Origin of the sequence: Inquilinus sp. YAF38, from assembly GCF_052113205.1 — a bacterium.
In the GTDB taxonomy this organism is placed as follows: Bacteria; Pseudomonadota; Alphaproteobacteria; order DSM-16000; family Inquilinaceae; genus Inquilinus.
In genome coordinates, this window is record NZ_JBFRCU010000072.1 from 13,783 (window position 1) to 34,672 (window position 20,890).

The 20,890-nt window shown below is 69.1% G+C and carries 17 protein-coding genes; 12 read left to right on the plus strand and 5 right to left on the minus strand.

Annotated elements, in window-relative coordinates; genetic code table 11:
- Positions 1–9: 9 nt before the first annotated feature.
- The 3 genes from AB4Z01_RS26200 (at position 10) to AB4Z01_RS26210 (ending at position 3,614) form a co-directional block, all read left to right on the plus strand.
- Entirely contained in the window at positions 10–1,437 is a 1,428-nt protein-coding gene (locus AB4Z01_RS26200; protein ID WP_441698802.1) for a gamma-aminobutyraldehyde dehydrogenase, read from the plus strand.
- Between the two features lie 132 nt (positions 1,438–1,569).
- Positions 1,570–2,811 (plus strand): TIGR03862 family flavoprotein, encoded by a 1,242-nt coding sequence (locus tag AB4Z01_RS26205; RefSeq protein ID WP_441698803.1) that lies wholly within the window; start codon positions 1,570–1,572, stop codon positions 2,809–2,811.
- A gap of 35 nt (positions 2,812–2,846) precedes the next feature.
- Entirely contained in the window at positions 2,847–3,614 is a 768-nt protein-coding gene (locus AB4Z01_RS26210) for an enoyl-CoA hydratase-related protein (RefSeq protein WP_441698804.1), read from the plus strand.
- Positions 3,615–3,656: 42 nt separating this feature from the next.
- Here AB4Z01_RS26210 and AB4Z01_RS26215 read toward each other — a convergent pair whose 3' ends face one another.
- A complete protein-coding gene (locus AB4Z01_RS26215) occupies positions 3,657–4,829 on the minus strand; it encodes a fumarylacetoacetate hydrolase family protein (RefSeq protein ID WP_441698805.1) in 1,173 nt (390 codons plus the stop codon).
- A 182-nt stretch (positions 4,830–5,011) separates the two neighbouring features.
- Positions 5,012–6,541 (minus strand): UxaA family hydrolase, encoded by a 1,530-nt coding sequence (locus AB4Z01_RS26220; RefSeq protein WP_441698806.1) that lies wholly within the window; start codon positions 6,539–6,541, stop codon positions 5,012–5,014.
- A gap of 236 nt (positions 6,542–6,777) precedes the next feature.
- Between AB4Z01_RS26220 and AB4Z01_RS26225 the strand changes: the two genes are divergently transcribed.
- The 6 genes from AB4Z01_RS26225 to AB4Z01_RS26250 all read left to right on the plus strand — a co-directional run bounded on the left by AB4Z01_RS26225 (position 6,778) and on the right by AB4Z01_RS26250 (position 13,426).
- On the plus strand, positions 6,778–7,908 hold the full coding sequence (locus AB4Z01_RS26225; RefSeq protein ID WP_441698807.1) for a sugar ABC transporter substrate-binding protein: 1,131 nt from the start codon (positions 6,778–6,780) through the stop codon (positions 7,906–7,908).
- A 17-nt stretch (positions 7,909–7,925) separates the two neighbouring features.
- A complete protein-coding gene (locus AB4Z01_RS26230) occupies positions 7,926–9,476 on the plus strand; it encodes a sugar ABC transporter ATP-binding protein (protein WP_441698808.1) in 1,551 nt (516 codons plus the stop codon).
- The gene (locus AB4Z01_RS26235) at positions 9,473–10,537 is read left to right on the plus strand and encodes an ABC transporter permease (protein WP_441698809.1); all 1,065 of its coding nucleotides are present in this window, start codon (positions 9,473–9,475) and stop codon (positions 10,535–10,537) included. Before AB4Z01_RS26230 ends, AB4Z01_RS26235 begins: the two co-directional genes overlap by 4 nt.
- A gap of 9 nt (positions 10,538–10,546) precedes the next feature.
- Positions 10,547–11,497, plus strand: a complete 951-nt coding sequence (locus AB4Z01_RS26240; RefSeq protein WP_441698810.1) for an ABC transporter permease — start codon at positions 10,547–10,549, stop codon at positions 11,495–11,497.
- A gap of 116 nt (positions 11,498–11,613) precedes the next feature.
- Positions 11,614–12,534 carry an SMP-30/gluconolactonase/LRE family protein gene (locus AB4Z01_RS26245; RefSeq protein ID WP_441698811.1) on the plus strand — a complete coding sequence of 307 codons (921 nt, stop codon included), beginning with the start codon at positions 11,614–11,616 and terminating at the stop codon, positions 12,532–12,534.
- A gap of 13 nt (positions 12,535–12,547) precedes the next feature.
- Entirely contained in the window at positions 12,548–13,426 is an 879-nt protein-coding gene (locus tag AB4Z01_RS26250; RefSeq protein ID WP_441698812.1) for a DMT family transporter, read from the plus strand.
- Positions 13,427–13,585: 159 nt separating this feature from the next.
- Here the strand turns inward: AB4Z01_RS26250 and AB4Z01_RS26255 are convergent, their stop codons facing one another.
- Positions 13,586–14,269, minus strand: a complete 684-nt coding sequence (locus tag AB4Z01_RS26255) for a GntR family transcriptional regulator (protein WP_441698813.1) — start codon at positions 14,267–14,269, stop codon at positions 13,586–13,588.
- A 135-nt stretch (positions 14,270–14,404) separates the two neighbouring features.
- Here AB4Z01_RS26255 and araD point away from each other — a divergent pair, with 135 nt between their 5' ends.
- From araD to AB4Z01_RS26270, 3 genes are read left to right on the plus strand one after another with little or no spacing between them, the layout of a single operon-like run.
- Positions 14,405–16,147 (plus strand): L-arabinonate dehydratase, encoded by a 1,743-nt coding sequence (gene araD, locus AB4Z01_RS26260; RefSeq protein WP_441698814.1) that lies wholly within the window; start codon positions 14,405–14,407, stop codon positions 16,145–16,147.
- Between the two features lie 11 nt (positions 16,148–16,158).
- Positions 16,159–17,127 carry an SMP-30/gluconolactonase/LRE family protein gene (locus AB4Z01_RS26265; protein WP_441698815.1) on the plus strand — a complete coding sequence of 323 codons (969 nt, stop codon included), beginning with the start codon at positions 16,159–16,161 and terminating at the stop codon, positions 17,125–17,127.
- Positions 17,128–17,150: 23 nt separating this feature from the next.
- Complete coding sequence (locus AB4Z01_RS26270) at positions 17,151–17,870, plus strand: ribonuclease activity regulator RraA (RefSeq protein WP_441698816.1); 720 nt, start codon at positions 17,151–17,153, stop codon at positions 17,868–17,870.
- A 38-nt stretch (positions 17,871–17,908) separates the two neighbouring features.
- On the opposite strand, the gene AB4Z01_RS26275 is transcribed toward AB4Z01_RS26270, so the two are convergent.
- On the minus strand, positions 17,909–19,768 hold the full coding sequence (locus tag AB4Z01_RS26275) for a hypothetical protein (protein WP_441698817.1): 1,860 nt from the start codon (positions 19,766–19,768) through the stop codon (positions 17,909–17,911).
- A 52-nt stretch (positions 19,769–19,820) separates the two neighbouring features.
- Positions 19,821–20,756, minus strand: a complete 936-nt coding sequence (locus AB4Z01_RS26280) for a 2-hydroxyacid dehydrogenase (protein ID WP_441698818.1) — start codon at positions 20,754–20,756, stop codon at positions 19,821–19,823.
- Between the last annotated feature and the right edge of the window lie 134 nt (positions 20,757–20,890).

The window sequence follows — 20,890 nt, forward strand, 5'->3', positions numbered from 1 at the left end:
AGACATTCCATGGACATCGAGCTTCTGATCGACGGCGCCCTGGTCAAGGGCGAAGGCCAGGCCGAGAAGGTGCTGAACCCGGCGACGGCCGCGCTGATCGTCGAGGTGCCGGAAGCGTCCCAGGCCCAGCTCAACGCCGCCGTGGCCGCCGCCGCCCGGGCGTTCGAAAGCTGGTCGCAGACCACGCCGGCCCAGCGCGCCGGCCATCTGCTGCGGCTGGCCGACGCGATCGAGCGCGAGGCCGAGGCCTTCGCCCGGCTGGAATCGCTGAACTGCGGCAAGCCCTACGCCCGGGTGCTGGAAGACGAGCTGCCGGCGATCATCGACACCTTCCGCTTCTTCGCCGGCGCCACGCGCTGCCTGACCGGCTCGGCCGCGGGCGAATATGTCGCCAACCACACCAGCATGATCCGGCGCGATCCGATCGGCGTGGTCGGGTCGATCGCGCCCTGGAACTATCCGCTGATGATGCTGGCCTGGAAGATCGCCCCGGCCCTGGCCGCCGGCAACACGGTGGTGATGAAGCCGTCGGAGCAGACGCCGCTGACGGCGCTGAAGCTGGGCCGCACCCTGGCCGAGCTGTTCCCGAAGGGCGTGATCAACATCGTCACCGGCCGCGGCGAGACCATCGGCTCGGCCCTGACCGCCCATCCGCAGGTGCGGATGGTGTCGCTGACCGGCGACATCGCCACCGGCCAGAAGGTGCTGCAGGCGGCGGTGAAGAACCTGAAGCGCACCCATCTCGAGCTCGGCGGCAAGGCGCCGGTGCTGGTGTTCGACGACGCCGATCTCGAGGCGGTGGTGGCCGGCGTCCGTGCCGGCGGATTCTACAATGCCGGGCAGGACTGCACCGCCGCCTGCCGGATCTATGCCGGGCCGAAGATCTATGACCGGCTGGTGGCCGACCTGTCCGGCGCCGTCGCCAGCCTGAAATACGGCTCGCCCGACGACGCGGCGACCGAGCTGGGGCCGCTGATCAGCGAGCGCCAGCGCGACCGGGTGGCCAGCTTCGTCGAGCGCGCGGCGGCGCAGAAGCACACCGAGATCGTCACCGGCGGCGGCAAGGCCGAGGGCAGTGGCTACTTCTTCAAGCCGACCCTGGTGGCCGGCGCGCTGCAGAGCGACGAGATCGTGCGCAAGGAGGTGTTCGGGCCGGTGGTCTCGGTCACCCGCTTCGACGATCCGGACGCCGCCATCGCCTGGGCCAATGACAGCGACTACGGCCTCGCCTCCTCGGTCTGGACCAGCAACGTGAAGACGGCGCTGAAGACCGCGGCCCGGCTGCAATATGGCTGCGTCTGGGTGAACGCGCATTTCACCCTGACCAGCGAAATGCCGCATGGCGGGCTGAAGATGTCCGGCTACGGCAAGGACATGTCGATGTATGGGCTGGAGGACTACACCGTCGTCCGCCATGTGATGCTGAACTTCAGTTGAGGTTCCGCCGGTAGGTGTTGTGTCGGTAGGTTGGGTTCGTGCATACGAACCCAACACCTCCCAGGCGTCGCGGTGTTGGTTTCGCTCCCGCGAACCCAACCTACGGGCCCTGCAACAGCAATCGGCAACCCCTTGCCTCAAACCATCACCATCACCATCATCGGCGGCGGCCCCGCGGGGCTGATCGCAGCGCAGCGCCTGGCCGAGGCCGGGCGGCGCGTGACCGTCTACGACCGCATGCCGACGGTCGGGCGGAAGTTCCTGATGGCCGGGCGCGGCGGTCTGAACCTGACCCATTCCGAGCCGCTCGACCGCTTCATCACCCGCTATGGCCCGGCGCAGGGCTGGATCGAGCCGCTGGTCCGCGCCTTCACGCCCGACGACCTCCAGGCCTGGAGCCATGATCTCGGCGTCCCCACCTTCGTCGGCTCCAGCGGCCGGGTGTTCCCGGAGAGCCTGAAGGCCTCTCCCCTGCTCCGAGCTTGGCTCGGCCGGTTGGCGCAGCTTGGCGTCGAGGTCCGGCCCCGGCATGACTGGATCGGCCTCACAGACGGCAACCGGCCGCTGCTGCGCGGGCCGAAAGGGGAGTTCGAGGCCGGGGCCGACGCCACCATCCTGGCGCTCGGCGGCGCCAGCTGGCCACGGCTGGGCGGCGATGGCGGCTGGGCCCCGATCCTGGCGACGCGCGGCGTCCGCATCGCGCCGCTGCAACCGGCCAATGCCGGCGTCGAGATCGCCTGGTCGTCCCATCTGCGCGACCGCTTGGCCGGCACGCCCTTGAAGCGCATCGCCCTGACCTTCGCCGGCCGCACGGTGCGCGGCGAGGCGGTGATCGCTGTCACCGGCCTGGAAGGCGGTGCCGTCTACGCGCTCGGGCCCGGGCTGCGCGAGGCGATCGCGCGAGATGGCGGCGCGGTGCTGACGCTCGACCTGCGGCCGGACATGAATGCGGCGGAGATCGCCGACCGACTGTCGCACGCGGGCAGCAGCGACAGCGTCCCGAACCGGCTGCGCCGCGCCCTGTCGCTGACCGGCCCGGCGTATTCCCTGCTGCGCGAGGGTTTCGCCGCCGACGCGCTGGCAACACCGGAAGCCATGGCCGCCGCGATCAAGGCGATCCCGCTGCGCGTCACCGGCCTCCGGCCGCTCGCCCGCGCCATCTCCACCGCCGGCGGCATTCGCCTCGACGGCCTGACCCCGGCGCTGGAGCTGAAGGCCCTGCCTGGCATCTTCGCCTGCGGCGAGATGCTGGATTGGGAGGCGCCGACCGGCGGCTACCTGCTGCAGGGCTGCTTCGCCACCGGCGTCGCCGCCGCTGCTGGGTTGCTCGGGGTATCGCGTCCCGCATCGACACACCCGGGCACTACCGACTAGCCTGCGCCTCTCTTACATCCTGGAAGGATAACGCCATGGCCGACCCGGTTCTGACCGGCAACACGGGCTCGGTCGTGACGATCCGGCTCAACCGGCCGGAGAAGAAGAATGCGATCAACCGCGCCATGTACGAGGCGCTGACGGCCGCGCTGCGCGCTGCGGCCACGGCCCGGTCGGTCCGCGTCGTCATACTCCGGGGTGGCGACGACTTCTCCGCCGGCAATGACATCGCGGATTTCCTCGCCAGCGGCAAGCCGGCCGGGATGCAGCCGGTGCTGGATTTCTTCGATGTCCTGGCCGGCTTTCCCAAGCCGCTGATCGCCGGGGTGCGCGGCGCCGCGATCGGCATCGGCACCACCCTGCTGCTGCATTGCGACGTGGTGCTGGCCACACCCTCGGCCCGGTTCCAGCTGCCCTTCGTCCAGCTTGGCCTGGTGCCGGAGGCCGCCTCCACCCTGCTGCTGCCGGCAGCCGTCGGCCGGCTGAAGGCCGCCTGGTGGCTGCTGACCGGCGACGGCTTCGACGCCGAGGCCGCATTGGCGGCGGGGCTGATCACCAAGACCGTCGCTGAGACCGCGCTCGACACCGACCTCAACGCCCTGGCCGCGCGCCTCGCCGCCCTGCCCCCGGCGGCTGTCCGCCAGACCAAGGCGCTGCTGAAGGCGCCGCACCGCAGCGCCGTGCGCGAGGCCATGGCCCTGGAGGCCGAGGCCTTCGGCGCACAGCTCAAATCCGCCGAGGCCAAGGAGGCCTTCACCGCCTTCATGGAGAAGCGGAAGCCGGATTTCAGCCGGTTCGAGTAGCGGGCTGGCCGGATCCGCCAGCGGCGAACCCGGCCGTGGGCCTCACAGCAGCCCGCGCTTCACCAGGCTGGCCATCAGCGCCCGGGCGCCGAAGGTCCAGGGCGCGATCTTGTCGGTGTGGTTCACCCGGTTGACCAGCGTGCCGAGCGTGGGCGTCGAGATGGTGACGATGTCGCCGATCTTGTGGGTGAAGCCCATCCCCGGCGCGTCGCGGTCGTCGGTCGGCGCGAACATGGTGCCGAGGAACAGCACCGCCCCGTCCGGATACTGGTGGTTCGGGCCCAGCAACTGGCTGGCGAGGTCGAGCGGGTCGCGGCTGATCTTCGAGATCGAGCTGTGGCCCTGCAGCGTGTAGCCCTCGGGCCCGTGCACCGCCATCGCCAGGTCCGCCTTGCGGATGTCGTCGATGCCGAAGCCGCCATCGAACAGCCGGATGAAGGGGCCGACCGCGGAGGAGGCGTTGTTGTCCTTGGCCTTGCCGAGCAGGAGGGCGCTGCGGCCCTCGAGGTCGCGCAGGTTGACGTCGTTGCCGAGCGTGGCACCCACCACCTTGCCGCTCGGCGCCACCACCAGCACGATCTCGGGCTCGGGGTTGTTCCAGGTCGAGATCGGGAGGATGCCGATCTCGGCGCCGAGGCCGACCGACGACATCGGCTGGCTCTTGGTGAAGATCTCGGCATCCGGGCCGATGCCGACCTCGAGATATTGCGACCAGGCATTCTGCGACAGCAGCACGTCCTTGATCCGCTGCGCGTCGGCCGAGCCGGGCCGGATCGCGGCGAGGTCGCCGCCGATGATCGAGACGATGCGCTGGCGGATGGCGTCGGCCTTGGTGGCGTCGCCGCGCGCCTGCTCCTCGATCACCCGCTCCAGCATCGAGGCGACGAAGGTGACGCCGGCGGCCTTGACCGCCTGCAGGTCGATCGGCGCCAGCGGCCAGGGCTTCGACGTGTCGCGCGCGGTCTCGTCGGCATTGGCCAGCAGCTCGGCGACACTGCCGATCACCGGGCCGTCCGCCTTGGCCAGCGCGGCCGGGTCGGCGGCGGAGATCAGGTCGGCGACGGTCGGCGCGGCCCGGGTGATGTCGATCACCTGGCCGCCGCGTAGCGCCACCACCGCCGGCCCCTCGATCTGCGGCAGCCAGACCCGGCCGACCAGCGTGGCGCGGTCGGCATCCGCCGGCAGGCAGGCCGCGACGGAGATGTAGTCCTTCATGGGTATCCCTTCCCGCTTCTCTTCTGAACTCGCCCGTTGGGGTCGGTCACCACAGAATATCCTTTAACTGTCATGCCCGGGCTTGACCCGGGCATCCAGAGACTGTCGACATCCTCTGGATTGCCGGGTCAAGCCGGCAATGACGGCGAAAAGAGACGAGCTGGCGTCCAGACCCATCGTCCTCACATCACCGCGCCGATCTGCCAGGGCACGAACTCGTTGTCGCCGAAGCCCTGGGCCTCGCTCTTGGTCTGTGCGCCCGAGGCCACGGCCAGGAACATCTCGAAGATGCGGCGGCCGGCCTGCTCGATCGACTCGTCGCCGTCGATGATGGTGCCGCAGTTGATGTCCATGTCCTCCTCCATGTGCCGGTACATGGTGGAGTTGGTGGCGACCTTGATGCAGGGCGCCGGCTTGAAGCCCGAGACCGAGCCGCGGCCGGTGGTGAAGCAGACGATCTGCGCCCCGCCCGCCACCTGGCCGGTGGCCGAGGCCGGGTCGTAGCCGGGCGTGTCCATGAACACGAAGCCCTTGGCCGTCATCTGCTCGGCGTATTTGTAGACCTCGACCAGGTTGGTGGTGCCGCCCTTGGCCGCGGCGCCCAGCGACTTCTCCAGGATCGTGGTCAGGCCGCCGCGCTTGTTGCCCGGCGACGGGTTGTTGTTCATCTCGCCACCGTTGCGGCTGGTGTAGCCCTCCCACCACTTGATCCGGGCGATCAGCTTCTCGCCGACCTGGCGGTTGACCGCGCGCCGGGTCAGCAGGTGCTCGGCACCGTAGATCTCCGGCGTCTCCGACAGCACGGCGCTACCGCCGTGGCGGACCAGGAGGTCGACCGCGGCGCCCAGCGCCGGATTGGCCGAGATGCCGGAATAGCCGTCAGAGCCGCCGCATTGCAGCGCCACCATCAGCTCGTTGGCCGGCACGGTCTCGCGCCGCGCCTTGTCGGCTTCCGGCAGCATCTCCATCACCCTGGCGATGCAATGGTCGACCGTCTTTCTTGTGCCGCCCAGGTTCTGGATGTTCATGGTCTGGAACAGCGGCCCGCGCTCGATCTGGTAGGCCTCGAGCAGGAAATCGATCTGGTTGACCTCGCAGCCCAGTCCGATCATCAGCACCCCGGCGAAGTTCGGGTTGCGGGCGTAGCCCCACAGGGTGCGCTGCAGGTTGTCGTAGCCTTCACCCGAATCCGCCATGCCGCAGCCGGTGGAATGGGTGATCGCTACCACGCCGTCGACATTCGGGAACTGCTCCAGCACGCCGGAGCGCTCGAAATGCGCGGCGATCATCCGGCTGGTGGTGGCCGAGCAGTTCACCGATGACAGGATGCCGATGTAATTGCGGGTGCCGACCTTGCCGTTGGCGCGGCGGAAGCCCTGGAAGGTCGCGCGCTCCGCTTCCGGCAGGTAGTCGGTCGGCTTGGCGTCGGCGCAGAAGGCGTAGTCGCGCTCGAAATCGCCCATGGCGCAGTTCTGGACATGGACGTGCTCTCCGGTGCCGATGGCCTCGGTGGCGAAGCCGATGATCTGGTTGTAGCGGCGGATCGGCTCGCCCGCCGCGATCGGTCGGGTCGCCATCTTGTGCCCGGCCGGGATGTGGCCGGCGGTGGTCACCCCCTCCTCCGGGATCGGCGTGCCCGGCGTGATGTCGGCACGGGCAAGGACGACGTTGTCGTCGCGGTTCAGGCGGATGAAGAGGCTGGGGCTGGGCATCGGTTTTGCACGCGTTCTTGGGCTTGCCTGGCGGATCTTGGGCGGCCGCTACTTTACGTCGGACTTTTGGGTCGCGCCATCCTCCTGAGAGATGGGAACGACACCGGGCTGAGACGATACCGGTGCATCCGTCTGATGATTGACGATGGATGGGAATTCAGCGCAACATCATTCCTGAAAGAAATGTCGGACGAGTTTGAATCGTTCGCGGGCACAGACCCATCAGGGAGGACCCTATGCTGTTGAACCGTTTTGCCGCGGTCGCTGCGGCTGTCATTCTGTCCACCACCGCCCTCACCGCGCCTGCTGTCGCGGCGCCGAAGACGGTGGACGGGCCGGGCTACCTGCCCGGTTGCTTCGCACCCTGGGCCAAGGACACCAAGTACTTCAAATGGGACGCCCACCAGGGGCCGTTCCGCATCGCCCTGGTCAACGGCTTCGTCGGCAACATCTGGCGCATCCAGATGATCCAGACCGCCAAGGCCTATGCCGCCCTGCCGGACGTCGCCAAGGACATCAAGGAGTTCAAGGTCGTCTCCACCGGCACCGACGCGGCAGCGCAGCTGGGCACGATCGAGGACTTCATCAACCAGGGCTTCGACGCCATCGTCACCATCGCGGTCAGCCCGACCGGCTTCGACCGAGTGATCAAGCTGGCCAACCGCAAGAACGTCGTGCTGGTCCCGTTCGACAACGTCCTCGACACCAAGGAGGTGATGGAGATCAACGAGGACCAATGGGAAATGGGGGTGATGTCGGCCAAGTTCCTGATGGAGCACATCCCCAATGGCGGCAAGATCCTGGAGGTGCGCGGCCTGCCCGGCAACTCGGTCGACCGCGACCGGCATGAGGGCTTCCAGAAGACAATGAAGGACGCGGCCAAGCCCTTCGAGATCGTCGAGGTCGTCGGCAACTGGGCGCCGGGCGATTCGCAGAAGGCCACGGCCGACGCGCTGGCCGTGCATGGCCATTTCGACGGCATCTTCACCCAGGGCGGGTCGAACGGCACGGTGCAGGCGCTGATCGACGCCAAGCATCCCTTCGTGCCGATGGCCGGCGAGGGCGAGAACCTGTTCCGGCAGCAGATCATGCAGTACCAGGACCAGGGGCTGAAGGGTCTGTCCTATGGCCAGTCCCCTGCCCTGGTCGCGATCGCGATGAAGGCGGCGATCGCCGCGCTGAAGGGCGAGACGATGCCGCAGATGGTGTCGATCCCGATCCCGGTGGCGGATTACAAGACGCTGAAGGATGGTGAGAACTACTGGTCGAACCTGACGGTCGACTTCTTCGCGCCGAACGCGTTCGAACCCTGCGGCATCACCTTCACGGCGCCGCAGATCATGGCCCAGAGCGCCGAGAACAAGTAAGCGCTGTGGCGTCGGCAATGACCGTCGCTGCGGACACGCCGCCGCTGGTGCGGCTGACCGGGGTCAGCAAGCATTACGGCGGCGTGCACGCGCTGCGCGAGGTGGAGTTCTCGGCCCGCGCCGGGTCGATCCACGGAGTTCTCGGCGAGAACGGTGCCGGCAAGAGCACGCTGATCAAGATCATCGCCGGGGTGGTGCAGCCCAGCGCCGGCGAGCTCTTGATCGACGAGCGGCCGGCCAGCTTCGCCTCGCCGCAGGCGGCGAACGCGGCCGGCGTGGTCTGCGTGTTCCAGGAGCTGTCGCTGGTGCCGGACCTGTCGGTCGCCGACAACATCTGCATCACCCGGCCGCCCCGGCGCCTCGGCCTGATCGACCACCGGGCCCAGCGGCGGCGGGCGGAGGAACTGCTGGCGCGGATCGGCTGCGCCGACATCGACCCGCGGCTGCCGGTCAAGGCGCTGCCGCTGTCGCGCCGGCAGATGGTCGAGATCGCCAAGGCGCTGGGGCGCGACCCGCGCCTCCTGATCCTCGACGAGGCGACCTCGGCCCTGACCGCGGCGGATGTGGAGAAGGTCTATTCCCTGCTGCACCAGCTGCGCCGCGACGGCCTGGGGATCCTCTACATTTCCCACCGCATGCCGGAGATCAAGGCGCTGTGCGACACCTGCTCGGTGTTCCGCAACGGCCGGCACATCGACACCTTCCCGGCCAGGGCGCGCAGCGACGACGAGGTGGTGCGGATGCTGATCGGCCGCGAGATCCACAACGCCTATCCGCCCAAGCCGGTCCGGACCGAGGCGCCGCCCGCGGTGCTGGAGACCCGCGGCCTGCGCTGGGGCCAACGCCTGACGGACATCTCGCTGAAAGTCGGCCGCGGCGAGATCGTCGGCCTCGGCGGTCTGGACGGCCAGGGTCAGCGCGAACTGCTGCTGGCGCTGTTCGGCGTGCTGCGCGGGGTCGAGGGCAGCGTGCTGGTCGACGGCCGGCCGGTGCGGATCGGCAGCCCGAGCAAGGCCAAGAGCGCCGGCATCGGCATGGCGCTGATCCCGGAGGACCGCAAGACCGAAGGCCTGCTGCTGCCGATGACGGTGGGCGAGAACATTACCCTGGCGGCGCTGGGCAGCATGACCCGGGGCGGCGTCATCGACCGCAAGCGCGAGAGCGACAGCATCGCCCGCATGGTCGAGGCGCTGCGGATCAAGATCGGCTCCGCCGACGCCGCGGTCGGCACCCTGTCCGGCGGCAACCAGCAGAAGGTGGCGATCGCCAAATGGCTGCTGACCGAGGCCCGCATCGTCCTGCTGAACGACCCGACCCGCGGCATCGATGTCGGCACCAAGCAGGAGATCTATCAACTGCTGCACGACCTGGCGGCCGCCGGCACCTCGATCCTGTTCTATTCGACCGATTATGATGAGCTGATCGGTTGCTGCGACCGGGTGCTGATCCTGTATGGCGGGCGAGTGATCCGGACGCTGGAGGGCGACGCCATCACCGAAACCAACATCGTGGCCAGCGCGCTCAACCTCGAGACCAACGGCCAGGCGGCGGAGGCGGTGCCGGCATGATCCCCTTGCTCCATCGCCTCTCGCGCCAGGGCGGCCTGCTGATCGCCATCGCCTTGTTCGTGCTGTTCTACGGCCTCTACTCCTACCAGCATCCGCGCGGCGGCAGCGCCGACCTGATCGTCCAGAACGCCAACGAGACCTTCACCCTGGCCCTGGTGGCGATGGCGCAGACCGTGCCGGTGCTGCTGGGCGGGCTCGACCTGTCCGTCGGCCCGCTGATGACGATGGTGAACTGCCTGGCCTCGCATCTGCTGACCGGCACCGGCTGGGAGTTGGTTTTCGGCATCGTGCTGTGCCTCTGCGCCGGGCTGCTGGCCGGCTTCGTCAACGGCGCCCTGGTCGTCTATGGCCGGATCCAGCCGATCATCGCGACGCTGGCGACCGGGGCGGTGCTGATCGGCATTGCCCTGTTCCTGCGCCCGACCCCCGGCGGTGCGGTGGACAGCGACCTGTCTTGGGCGGCCACCAACACGCTGTTCGACGTGGCCGACACCTATGGCTGGTGGGGCGGCGACCTGCCGGGCTGGTTCCAGGCGATCCAGTCCATCCCGGTGCCGGCGATCCTGATCGTGCTGGTGGTGCTGCTGGTCTGGCTGCCGTTCAAGAACTCGGTGACCGGGCGCGGCTGCTACGCCATCGGCTCGTCGGAGCAGGCGGCCTTCATGTCCGGCGTCGCCATCGACCGATCGAAGCTGGCGGCCTTCACCCTGGCCGGGCTGTTCGCCGCGATCGCCGGGATCTATCTGGCACTGCAGACCGGCAGCGGCAATGCCGACATGCCGATGGCCGGCGGCTACACCCTCAACTCGATCGCCGCGGTGGTGATCGGAGGCACCTCGCTGTTCGGCGGGTCGGGCGGGGCGGTCGCCTCGATCATCGGCGTGATGGTGCTGCGCGCCATCTCCTTCTGCTTCCGCGTGGTGCCGGAGGACAGCATCGTCGGCTTCCTGGCCAACCCGCTGCTGCAGCCGCTGTCCGAGGGCATCATCCTGCTGGCCGCGGTCTCGCTGGGCGCCGCCCGGGTGTTCACGGTCAAGAACCGCCTGCAGCTGTTCGGGTAGCCGAGGATCATGCAAGCCTATCTCCGTTCCATCGACCGGCCGATCCTGGTGGCCTGCGGCTTCGTCATCCTGATCCTGGCGGCGGGCACCGCCTACACCGCGGTCACCCAGGGCACCGCCACCTTCCTGTCGCCGACCTATCTGCTGCAGCAGCTAAAGGTCGCCTCCTTCCTCGGGGTCGTCGCCGCCGGGATGATGCTGGTGATCCTCATGGGGCATATCGACCTGTCGGTGCCCTGGACCGTCGCCGCCTCGGCCATGCTGGCGACCGCGATCGGCGGGCCCGAGGCGATCCCGGTCGGCCTCGCCATCGGTGCCCTGGTCGGGCTGTTCAACGGACTAGGGGTTGCCTTCCTGCGCGTGCCGTCGATGATCTTCACCCTCGGCGTCAACACCGTGCTGCGCGGGCTGATGGTGATGCTGACCGGCGGTTTCTCGCCGACCACCATGGCCACGCCGCCGATGCAGTTCCTGGCCAAGACCGAGGTGCTGGGAATCCCGATGGCGGTGTTCGTCTGGGCCCTGCTGTCGCTCGGCATCGTCTTCCTGCTGACCCGCACGCCGATGGGCCGCTACATCTACGCCATCGGCAACCGCGAATCCGCGGCCTACCTGTCCGGCGTCAACACCCGGCTGGTCATCCTTGGCGCCTTCACCCTGTGCGGGCTGTGCTCGGCCTTGGCCGGCATCCTCCTCTCCGGCTATTCCAGCAAGGCCTATCAGGCGATGGGCGACCCCTACCTGCTGCCCGCCATCGCCGCGGTGGTGATTGGCGGCACCAACATCCTGGGCGGCCAGGGCCGCTACGCCGGCACCGTGGTCGGCACCATCCTGATCGTGCTGCTGCAGAGCGTGCTGTCGGTGATGCAGATGCCGGAGGCCGGGCGGCAGATCATCTACGGCCTCGTGATCATCCTGATGCTGGTGCTGTACGGGCGCGGCGGCCGGTCGGCGGCCTGACCGATTTTCATCCGCCGAATCGTTGACGGCCCTCTCGCCGGGCGCAACACTCCGGCCAGTTATGTCCGATCAATAGGACCGTCCGGGCCAGGCCCGGGCCAAGGGAGGAAACCCGGATGCTCGACCCCTGTTTCGAGGTGCTGGACAAGCGCTTCGCGGGCTATGTCATGGGCAATGTCCATATCGACGTGCTGGCCAGCGACATCGGGCTGCGCTGGTCGGAAGGGCCGGTCTGGTTCGGCGACGGGCGCTACCTGCTGTGGAGCGACATTCCGAACAACCGGATCATGCGCTGGGACGAGACCGACGGCAGCGTCAGCGTCTACCGCAACCCGTCGAACTACACCAACGGCCACACCCGGGACCGGCAGGGGCGCCTGGTGTCCTGCGAGCATGGTGGCCGCCGGGTCAGCCGCACCGAATATGACGGCCGCGTCACCGTCCTGGCCGACAGCCACAACGGCAAGCGCCTGAACTCGCCGAACGACGTGGTGGTGAAGTCGGACGACACCGTGTGGTTCACCGATCCGTCCTACGGCATCCTGTCGGAATACGAGGGCCACCAGTCCGAGCCCGAGCAGGATGGCTGCCACGTCTATCGCTTCGATCCGAAGTCGGGGGCGCTGAAGGCCATCGCCACCGATTTCGTCAAGCCGAACGGCATCGCCTTCTCGCCGGACGAGAAGCTGCTCTACGTCGCCGACACCGGCGCCAGCCACGATCCCGACGGGCCGAAGCACATCCGCCGCTTCCAGGTGCGCGACGACGGCACCCTGGCCGGCGGCGAGGTCTTCGCCGACTGCACCGCCGGTCTGTTCGACGGCTTCCGCCTGGACCATCACGGCAACATCTGGACCAGCGCCGCCGACGGCGTGCATTGCTACGCCCCGGACGGCGCGCTGATCGGCAAGATCAAGGTGCCGGAGGTGGTGGCCAATGTCTGCTTCGGCGGCGTCAAGAAGAACCGCCTGTTCATCTGCGCCACGACCTCGCTGCGCTCGGTCTACCTGAACACGCGGGGCGTGCAGACGCCCTGACCCCCCGCAGGCCATGACCGCCCTGCCGCGGACCGCGGCCGCCCCCGCCGCCGGCATGCTGCTCATGCTGGCGGCGATGGGCAGCTTCACCACCATGGACACCGTGTCCAAGGTGCTGACCGACAGCTACGACCCGGTCCAGGTGACCTGGGCGCGCTACACTTTCCATGCGCTGCCGATGCTGCTGATCGCAGGCCCTGCCAGTTTCCGACGGATGGCGGCGACCACCCGGCCGGCGCTGCAGCTGGCGCGCGCTTTGGCGCTGCTGGCCTCGGCCATGCTCGCCATCCTCGGCTTCAGCCTGATGCCGCTGGCCGACCTGTTCGCGATCAACTTCATCGCACCGCTGCTGGTGATCGTGCTGTCGGTGCTGTTCCTGGGCGAGCATGTCGGGCCGCATCGCTGGGCCGCGGTGGTGGCCGGCTTCATCGGGATGCTGATCATCGTCTGGCCCAGCGGTGATGGCGTCGGCATCCTCGGCGGCCTGGTCGCCTTCGGGGCGGCGTTGTTCTGGGCCGTCGGCCTGGTCGCCACGCGGCGGCTGGAGGGCGAGGATCCCCGCACCACCCTGTTCATCACCGCGCTGGTCGGGACGGTGCTACTGAGCTTGGCGCAGCCTTTCGTCTGGACGCCGCCGGACGCGACCGGCTGGGGCCTTATGCTGGCCATGGGGCTCCTGGGCCTGCTGTCGCACACCCTGCTGATCGCGGCCTTCGGCCAAGCGCCCGCCTCCACCCTGGCGCCGTTCCAGTACAGCCAGTTGATCTACGGACTGGCCTTCGGCTGGCTGGTGTTCGGCGACGTGATCGGCGCGCGCCCGCTGCTGGGCTGCGCCGTCATCGTCGCCGCCGGCGCCTATGTCTGGTGGCAGGAGCAGCGGGTTCCGGGCTAATATCAGCGGTCGCGAGATAGACTCTCCGGCCCTTCCCCGTCATGGCGAGGAGCGAAGCGACGTGGCCATCCAGAGGGCGGTGCCACTGGATGGCCACGCCCCTGCGGGGCTCGCCATGATGGGTTAATATTTCCGGCCACTGGTATAAGCAGAGCCAGGCTACCCCCTCACATAGTCGGGGAACTTGGTGCGGATCTCGTCGACTTGTGCCAGCGTTCCGGACAGGTGCTGGCGCAGCACCTCCTGCGCCCGATCGGCGTCGCCCGCGGCGATCGCATCAAGAATGCAGGTGTGGTCGTCCAGGATCGACTGGGCCTTGCCCGGCGCCGGCAGGTGCAGCCGCCGCAGCCGGTCGAGATGGCCGCCGCGGCTGCGGATCAGCGCCCACAGGTCCGGCACCTCCGCCGCCTCGCACAGCTGGCGGTGAAGCGACTGGTCGGTCTCGGCGAAGGCCTCGAAATCCTGGGCGTCGAGCATGCCGCGCTGGCGGGCGATCAGCGCCTGCAGCCGCGGCACGAAGGACCGGTCCTCGCGCTGCGCCAGGCTGCGCACCACCTCGAGCTCCACTGACCGGCGCAGGAAATGCGCCTGCCGCGCCGCCGGCAGGTCGATCGGGCTGACCACGGTGGCGTGCTGCGGGAAGATGTCGACCAACCCCTCCTCCGCCAGTCGCAGCAGGGCGTCGCGGATCGGCGTCTGGCTGACCCCGAACTGGGCCATCAACTCGTTGCGCGCCAGCACCGAGCCCGGCGCCAGGGCCAGCGCGATGATCTGCCCGCGCAGCCGCTCATAGACCTGCGGCGCCGCCTGCCGGGCGCGGTCGAGCGGGATAGCCACGGTCATGCTGCGGAGGATCCTCGTTCGCGTCTCTGCCGACGATGATCATACCCGCCTGGATGCCGGTGCACTAATGCATTAGTGTTGCGACGATCCGAGTCCATCCTGCCCCAGCCACCGATCATCAGACGGCAGCGAGCCATGACCGATACGCCCCGCAAGACGCCCGACACCCTCCGCAGCGCCCGCTGGTTCGCGCCCGATGACCTGCGCTCCTTCGGCCATCGCTCTCGCGCCATGCAAATGGGCTTTGCGCCGGAGGAGTGGGCCGGCAAGCCGGTGATCGCGATTCTCAACACCTGGTCCGACGCCAACCCCTGCCACGCCCATTTCAAGACGCGGGTCGAGGATGTGAAGCGCGGCGTGCTGCAGGCGGGCGGTTTCCCGATGGAGCTGCCGGCGCTGTCGCTGTCGGAGAGCTTCGTCAAGCCGACCACCATGCTGTACCGCAACATGCTGGCGATGGAGGCGGAGGAGCTGCTGCGCTCCCATCCCGTCGACGGCGTGGTGCTGATGGGCGGTTGCGACAAGACCACGCCGGGCCTGCTGATGGGCGCCACCAGCGCCGGCCTGCCGATGATCTTCATGCCGGCCGGCCCGATGCTGCGCGGCAACTGGAAGGGCAAGGTGCTCGGCTCCGGCTCAGACGCCTGGAAGTTCTGGGACGAGCGCCGGGCCGGCAACATCAGCGACCAGGATTGGATCGATATCGAGGGCGGCATCGCCCGCAGCTACGGCCACTGCATGACCATGGGCACGGCCAGCACCATGACCGCGATCACCGAGGCGATCGGCATGACCATGCCCGGCGCCTCCTCGATCCCGGCTGCCGATGCCGGCCACATCCGCATGGCCTCGACCTGCGGTCGCCGCATCGTCGAGATGGTGTGGGAGGACCTGGTCCCGGCCCGGATCCAGACCCGCGCCGCCTTCGAGAACGCGATCGTGGTGGCGATGGCGATGGGCTGCTCGACCAATGCCATCATCCATCTCGTCGCCATGGCGCGGCGCGCCGGCCACGACGTCGGCCTGGACGATTTCGACGCCGCCAGCCGGACGGTGCCGGTGATCGCCAATGTCCGCCCCAGCGGCGACCAGTACCTGATGGAGGACTTCTTCTACGCCGGCGGCCTGCCGGGGCTGATGACCCGGCTGCGCGACCACCTGGATCTCGACGCGCTGACCGTCAGCGGCCGGACCGTGGGCGAGAACATCGCCGGCGCCGAGATCTACAACGAGGACGTGATCCGGCCGCTCGACAACCCGCTCTATGCCGAGGGCGCGCTGGCGGTGCTGCGCGGCAACCTGGCGCCGGATGGCTGCGTCATCAAGCCCAGCGCCTGCGAGCCGCGCTTCCTGAAGCACAGCGGCCCGGCCCTGGTGTTCGACGACTACCCGGCGATGAAGGCGGTGATCGACAGCGACGACCTCGACGTCACGCCGGACCATGTGCTGGTGCTGCGGAATGTCGGCCCTCAGGGCGGGCCGGGCATGCCGGAATGGGGCATGCTGCCGATCCCGAAGAAGCTGGTGAAGCAGGGCATCCGCGACATGGTCCGCATCTCCGACGCGCGGATGAGCGGCACCAGCTATGGCGCCTGCATCCTGCATGTCTCGCCCGAATCCTATGTCGGCGGCCCGCTGGCGCTGCTGCGCACCGGCGATATCGTCACCCTTGATGTCGTCGCCCGTCGCATCGACGTGGAGGTTTCGGACGAAGATCTGGCGCGCCGCCGGGCCGAGCTGACGCCGCCGCAGCCCCGCTACGAGCGCGGCTATGGCTGGATGTTCAACCGCCACATCCGCCAGGCGCATGAGGGCTGCGACTTCGATTTCCTCGAGACCGGCTTCGGCGCCCCGGTGGCCGAGCCGGACATCTTCTGAAGGGACCGGCGATGAACGGACAGGATGAGATCCGGGGTGGCTGGGCGCCCTCGCCCCGGTATCCCGACCCGGCGGTGCAGGTGCTGGCCCCCAGCTTCGCGCCGTACCGGATCTTCAGCGCCGCGGTAGAGCGCATCGCCACCGGCTGCCGCTGGGCCGAGGGGCCGGTCTGGTTCGGCGACCACCGCGCCCTGCTGTGGAGCGACATCCCGAACAACCGGATCCTGAGATGGGATGAGGAGACCGGGGCGGTCAGTGCCTTCCGCAGGCCGTCCAACAACGCCAATGGCAACACGCGGGACCGTCAGGGGCGGCTGGTGACCTGCGAGCATCTGGGGCGCCGCGTCACCCGCACCGAATATGACGGCTCCATCACCGTGCTGGCCGACGGCTTCAACGGCAAGCGGCTGAACTCCCCGAACGACGTCGTGGTGAAGTCGGACGGGTCGGTCTGGTTCACCGATCCGCCCTTCGGCATAACCGGCAACTATGAGGGCCGCAAGGCGGAGCCGGAGCTGCCCGGCAACGTCTACCGGATCGACGCGGAGACCGGGGCACTCAGCATCGTCGCCGAGGACGTCAAGGGGCCGAACGGCCTGTGCTTCTCGCCCGACGAATCGATCCTCTACCTCGTCGAATCCCGGGCGACGCCGAACCGGCTGATCGTCGCCTATGACGTCGTCGATGGCGACCGGCGCATCGCCAACCGGCGGGTGCTGATCGACGCCGGCCCCGGCACGCCGGACGGCCTGCGTGTCGATGTCGATGGCAATCTGTGGTGCGGCTGGGGCATGGGCAACGAGGAACTGGACGGGGTGATGATCTTCAACCCCGACGGCAAGCCGATCGGCCGGATCGCCCTGCCCGAGCGCTGCGCCAACCTGTGCTTCGGCGGCGAGATGCGCAACCGCCTGTTCATGGCCTCCAGCCAATCCGTATACGCGCTCTATGTGGGCACCCAGGGCGCCGTCGGCGGCTGACCCTTCCGAACGAGGATGATCGAATGACCGGATTGAAGCCCGAGACCCGGGACAAGCTGAAGACCGTCAGCACCGCCACCCTGACCACCGCCCTGTTCAAGCGCGGCCTGCGCAACCAGTTCATCCAGGACGTGCACCCGCTGAACCCGTCGGGCGCGCCGATGGTCGGCGAGGCCTTCACCCTGCGCTACATCCCGGCGCGCGAGGACCTGAACCCGCTCAGCGTGTTCCAGGACCGCGCCCATCCGCAGCGCAAGGCGGTCGAGGACTGCCCGCCCGGCGCCGTCTTCGTCATCGACAGCCGCAAGGACCCGCGGGCGGCCTCGGCCGGGTCGATCCTGGTGGCGCGGCTGATGAAGCGCGGCGTCGCCGGCGTGGTCACCGATGGCGGCTTCCGCGATTCGCCGGAGATCGCTAGGCTCGACATCCCCGCCTACCACAACCGCCCGGCCGCCCCGACCAACCTGACTCGGCACCAGGCGCTGGACATCAACGTGCCGATCGGCTGCGGYGACGCCCCGGTGTTCCCCGGCGACATCGTGGTCGGCGACGGCGAGGGCGTGGTGATCATCCCGGCGAACATCGCCGACGAGATCGCCGACGAGGCGGTCGAGATGACCGCTTTCGAGGATTTCGTCACCGAGGAGGTGATGAAGGGCCGCTCGATCCTCGGCCTCTACCCGGCGACCGAGGAGCAGACCAAGCTCGACTTCGCCGCCTGGCGCAAGGCGAACGGCCGCTGAGGCGTTCCGCCGGGTGGGACGGACGGGGCTCCCGTCCGTCATCCCACCTCGAACAGCCCAGGCGACACCGCTCCGGCCGGCGACCGCCAGCGCTGCCCATCGATCTCGGCACGGTGCCAGCTATGCGCCGTGAGCACTGCCCTCGGGCCAATCGCGGCGACCAGGTCGCGGAAGCGGGCCATCCGCCCCTCCGACCGGCGCAGCAGCCGCCGCAGCGCGGGCTGCGGCAGCACCGGATAGGGCACGCCCGAGGCGAAGCCGTAGTGCCGGCGCATCACGATCACCGGGTATAGGCCCGGCATCTCCGGGACCGGAACGCCCAGCAGCCTGCCGATGCCGTCGGCGCCCTCCTCCCGCAAGCGGTCGACGATCCGGGTCAGTTGCCCCGCCGCCTTCTGCAGCCTCTCGTCGATCGACCGGGCGGTCTCGGCGTCCTGCAGCCAGAAGCTCTTGAACTCCATCAGCACCAGCAGCTTGTCGCGCAGGTCGTAGATGCCGAGATCGATGTCGGTCAGGGGCCCCGACTTCTGTTTCAGCTTCAGGTCGATGACGACCTTGAGCTCCGGTTTGTCTCGGAGGAGTTCCGCCGCGAAGCGGGCGGGCGCATCGCCCAGCGCCTTGCCGACGACGGCGTCATAGCGTAGCGGGTCCAGGGCCTGGGCCAGGCGCAGCAGCACGTCCGGATCCGCCGCGTTCAGCCCCAGCGTCGGGGCCAGCAGCAGCCGGCCCCGCCCGATCTCGATCAATCCGGAATGGACGGAGTTGTGCAGCGCCGGCTTGTCTTTCGGCAAGCTGCGCAGCACGCAGGCGTCGAGGATCGCGGCCGCCGCCTCCGGCGCGATCCCGCACAGGTCGGCGGCCAGGGCCACGACCGCGGCGCTCGACGTGTCGACCAGATAGTCCCCCATCGCCGGCGCGTATTGCCGGGTCGGCATCAGCACCGGCTCCAGCGCCGGGACGAACATCTGGAATCGGCGGCCGGCCTGGAGGCCTGCCGTCTCAGCGGCGGCGCGGCCCAACCGGTGGTGGTGCATGGACAGCGCATACAAAAAGGCGAACATCGCCGTGATCTCGCCCCAGCGGGCCGACCCCAGCCGGACATCGGCGTCGAGGATCGGCCAGGCCCGCGCCGAGCGGACGCGGAAGACGTCCATTTCGATGCGCAGCGCTTCCCGATAAGCCTGCTGCGGCGCGAGGATGCCGGCGATCGCGTCGCGCGGGTGACCCCAGACCAGGGGCCCGCGAGGCCTGGGCTTCGGCAGGGCCTGACGCATCGCGAGCACGGACGACAGGGCCAGCAGCTGCGCCTCGCCCTGCTCCCGCCCGGCGATCCCGGCCAGCGCCTCGTATCGCCGTCTCAGCTCCTCGACCGGCACCTTGCGGGCGCTGTCATAGCCCTCGGCATAGTCATCCGCCCCATGCAGCAGCGATCCCAGCATCGAGCCGCGGGGATCGCTGAAGGTCAGCTCGGCCCGATCGGCCCGGGCCTCGATCTGGCCGAGCAGCGCCAGCTCGCGCAGCTCGTGAAGCAGCCGCGCCTCGCCGGCCAGGGCCAGCACGGCCCTGGCATGCCGGAAGGTCGCGGTGTCAAAGGTCAGGAGCGGTGGCGCTGCGCCGGCGGGGTGGACGGCCAGCACGGCGCGGATGGCGTGCAACAGGTCGCGGATGCGTTCGGAGACGGCCCATCCGCCATGGACGCCGATCTCCGCCTGGTCGGGAACCTGGGTCTCGAAATAGAGGGCGATGGCGTGGAGGGCCGCGGCGCGGCTGCCCCACGGCTGCAACACGGCCTCGTGCAGCCGCTTCCGATAGGCCGACGCGATCGCCTCGATCCGGTCCAGCGCCGCGTCGTCCAACCAGCCCCTCCCGTCGCCGAGCCGATCCGCGGGCTCCGCCATTCTTCCCCATTTCCAGTCTCGCGGGAATGGGGGCCGGAGGGGTGACGTCGGGTCACACCACCGGGGTCAGCAGCGGCTGGCCGGCGAAATGGGCCAGGATGTTGCGGACCACGAGGTCGGCCATGGCGTTGCGGGTCTCGACCGTGGCGCTGCCGACATGCGGCTGCAGCACCACATTGTCGAGGCCGTACAGCGCCTCCGGCACCTTCGGCTCGTATTCGAAGACGTCTAGCCCGGCGGCGCCGAGCCGGCCGTCGACCAGGGCCGAGGCCATCTCCGGCTCGTCCACCACCGTGCCGCGGGCGATGTTGACCAGGATGCCCTCGGGGCCTAGCGCCTCGATCACCGCGCGGTTGACGATGTGGTGGGTGGCGGCGCCGCCCGGGCAGCACAGCACCAGCACGTCGCTGTCCCGGGCCAGGGCCACCAGGTCCGGATAGTAGGGAGAGTCGATCTCCGGCTTCGCCCGCGGCCCGTGCCAGGCGATCGACAGGCCGAACACCTTCGCCCGCTCCGCCACCGCCTGGCCGATCCGGCCCATGCCGACCACGCCGAGGCGCTTGCCGCGCAGGCTGCGGGCCAGCGGCAGGCCGCCCTGGGTCCATTTCCCGGCGCGGACGAAACGGTCGCCGACGCACAGCCGCCGCGCCGTCGCCAGCATCAGCAGCAGGCCGAGATCCGCCACCTCGTCATCCAGCACGCCGGGGGTGTTGGTGACCCGCACGCCGCGCTTCTTGGCATGGGTGGTGTCAACCTTGTCGTAGCCGACGCCGAAATTGCCGATGATCTCGAGCGCCGGGAACCGGTCCATCAGCTCCGCCGAGACGCCAGGGCCGGTGACGATGCCGCGGACCTCCGGCGCCACGCGCTTGATCAGCGCCTCGCGGTCCTCGGCCTCCCACAGCCGGTGCACGGTGCAATTCGCCTCCAGCTCGGCGAAGGGGCCGGGCATCAGACCGGCCAGGGCGAGGACGACGGGTTTGGTCATGGTGGCTTCCTCCATGGCCCCGGGACGGCGGCCGGCGCCCAGCCTATCGTACAAGTCCGACGATTCAAGGCCTTCCGGCAGCCGTTTTCACCGGCCGCCCGATGGCTGCCATGCTGACGCCACGTTCCGCTGCG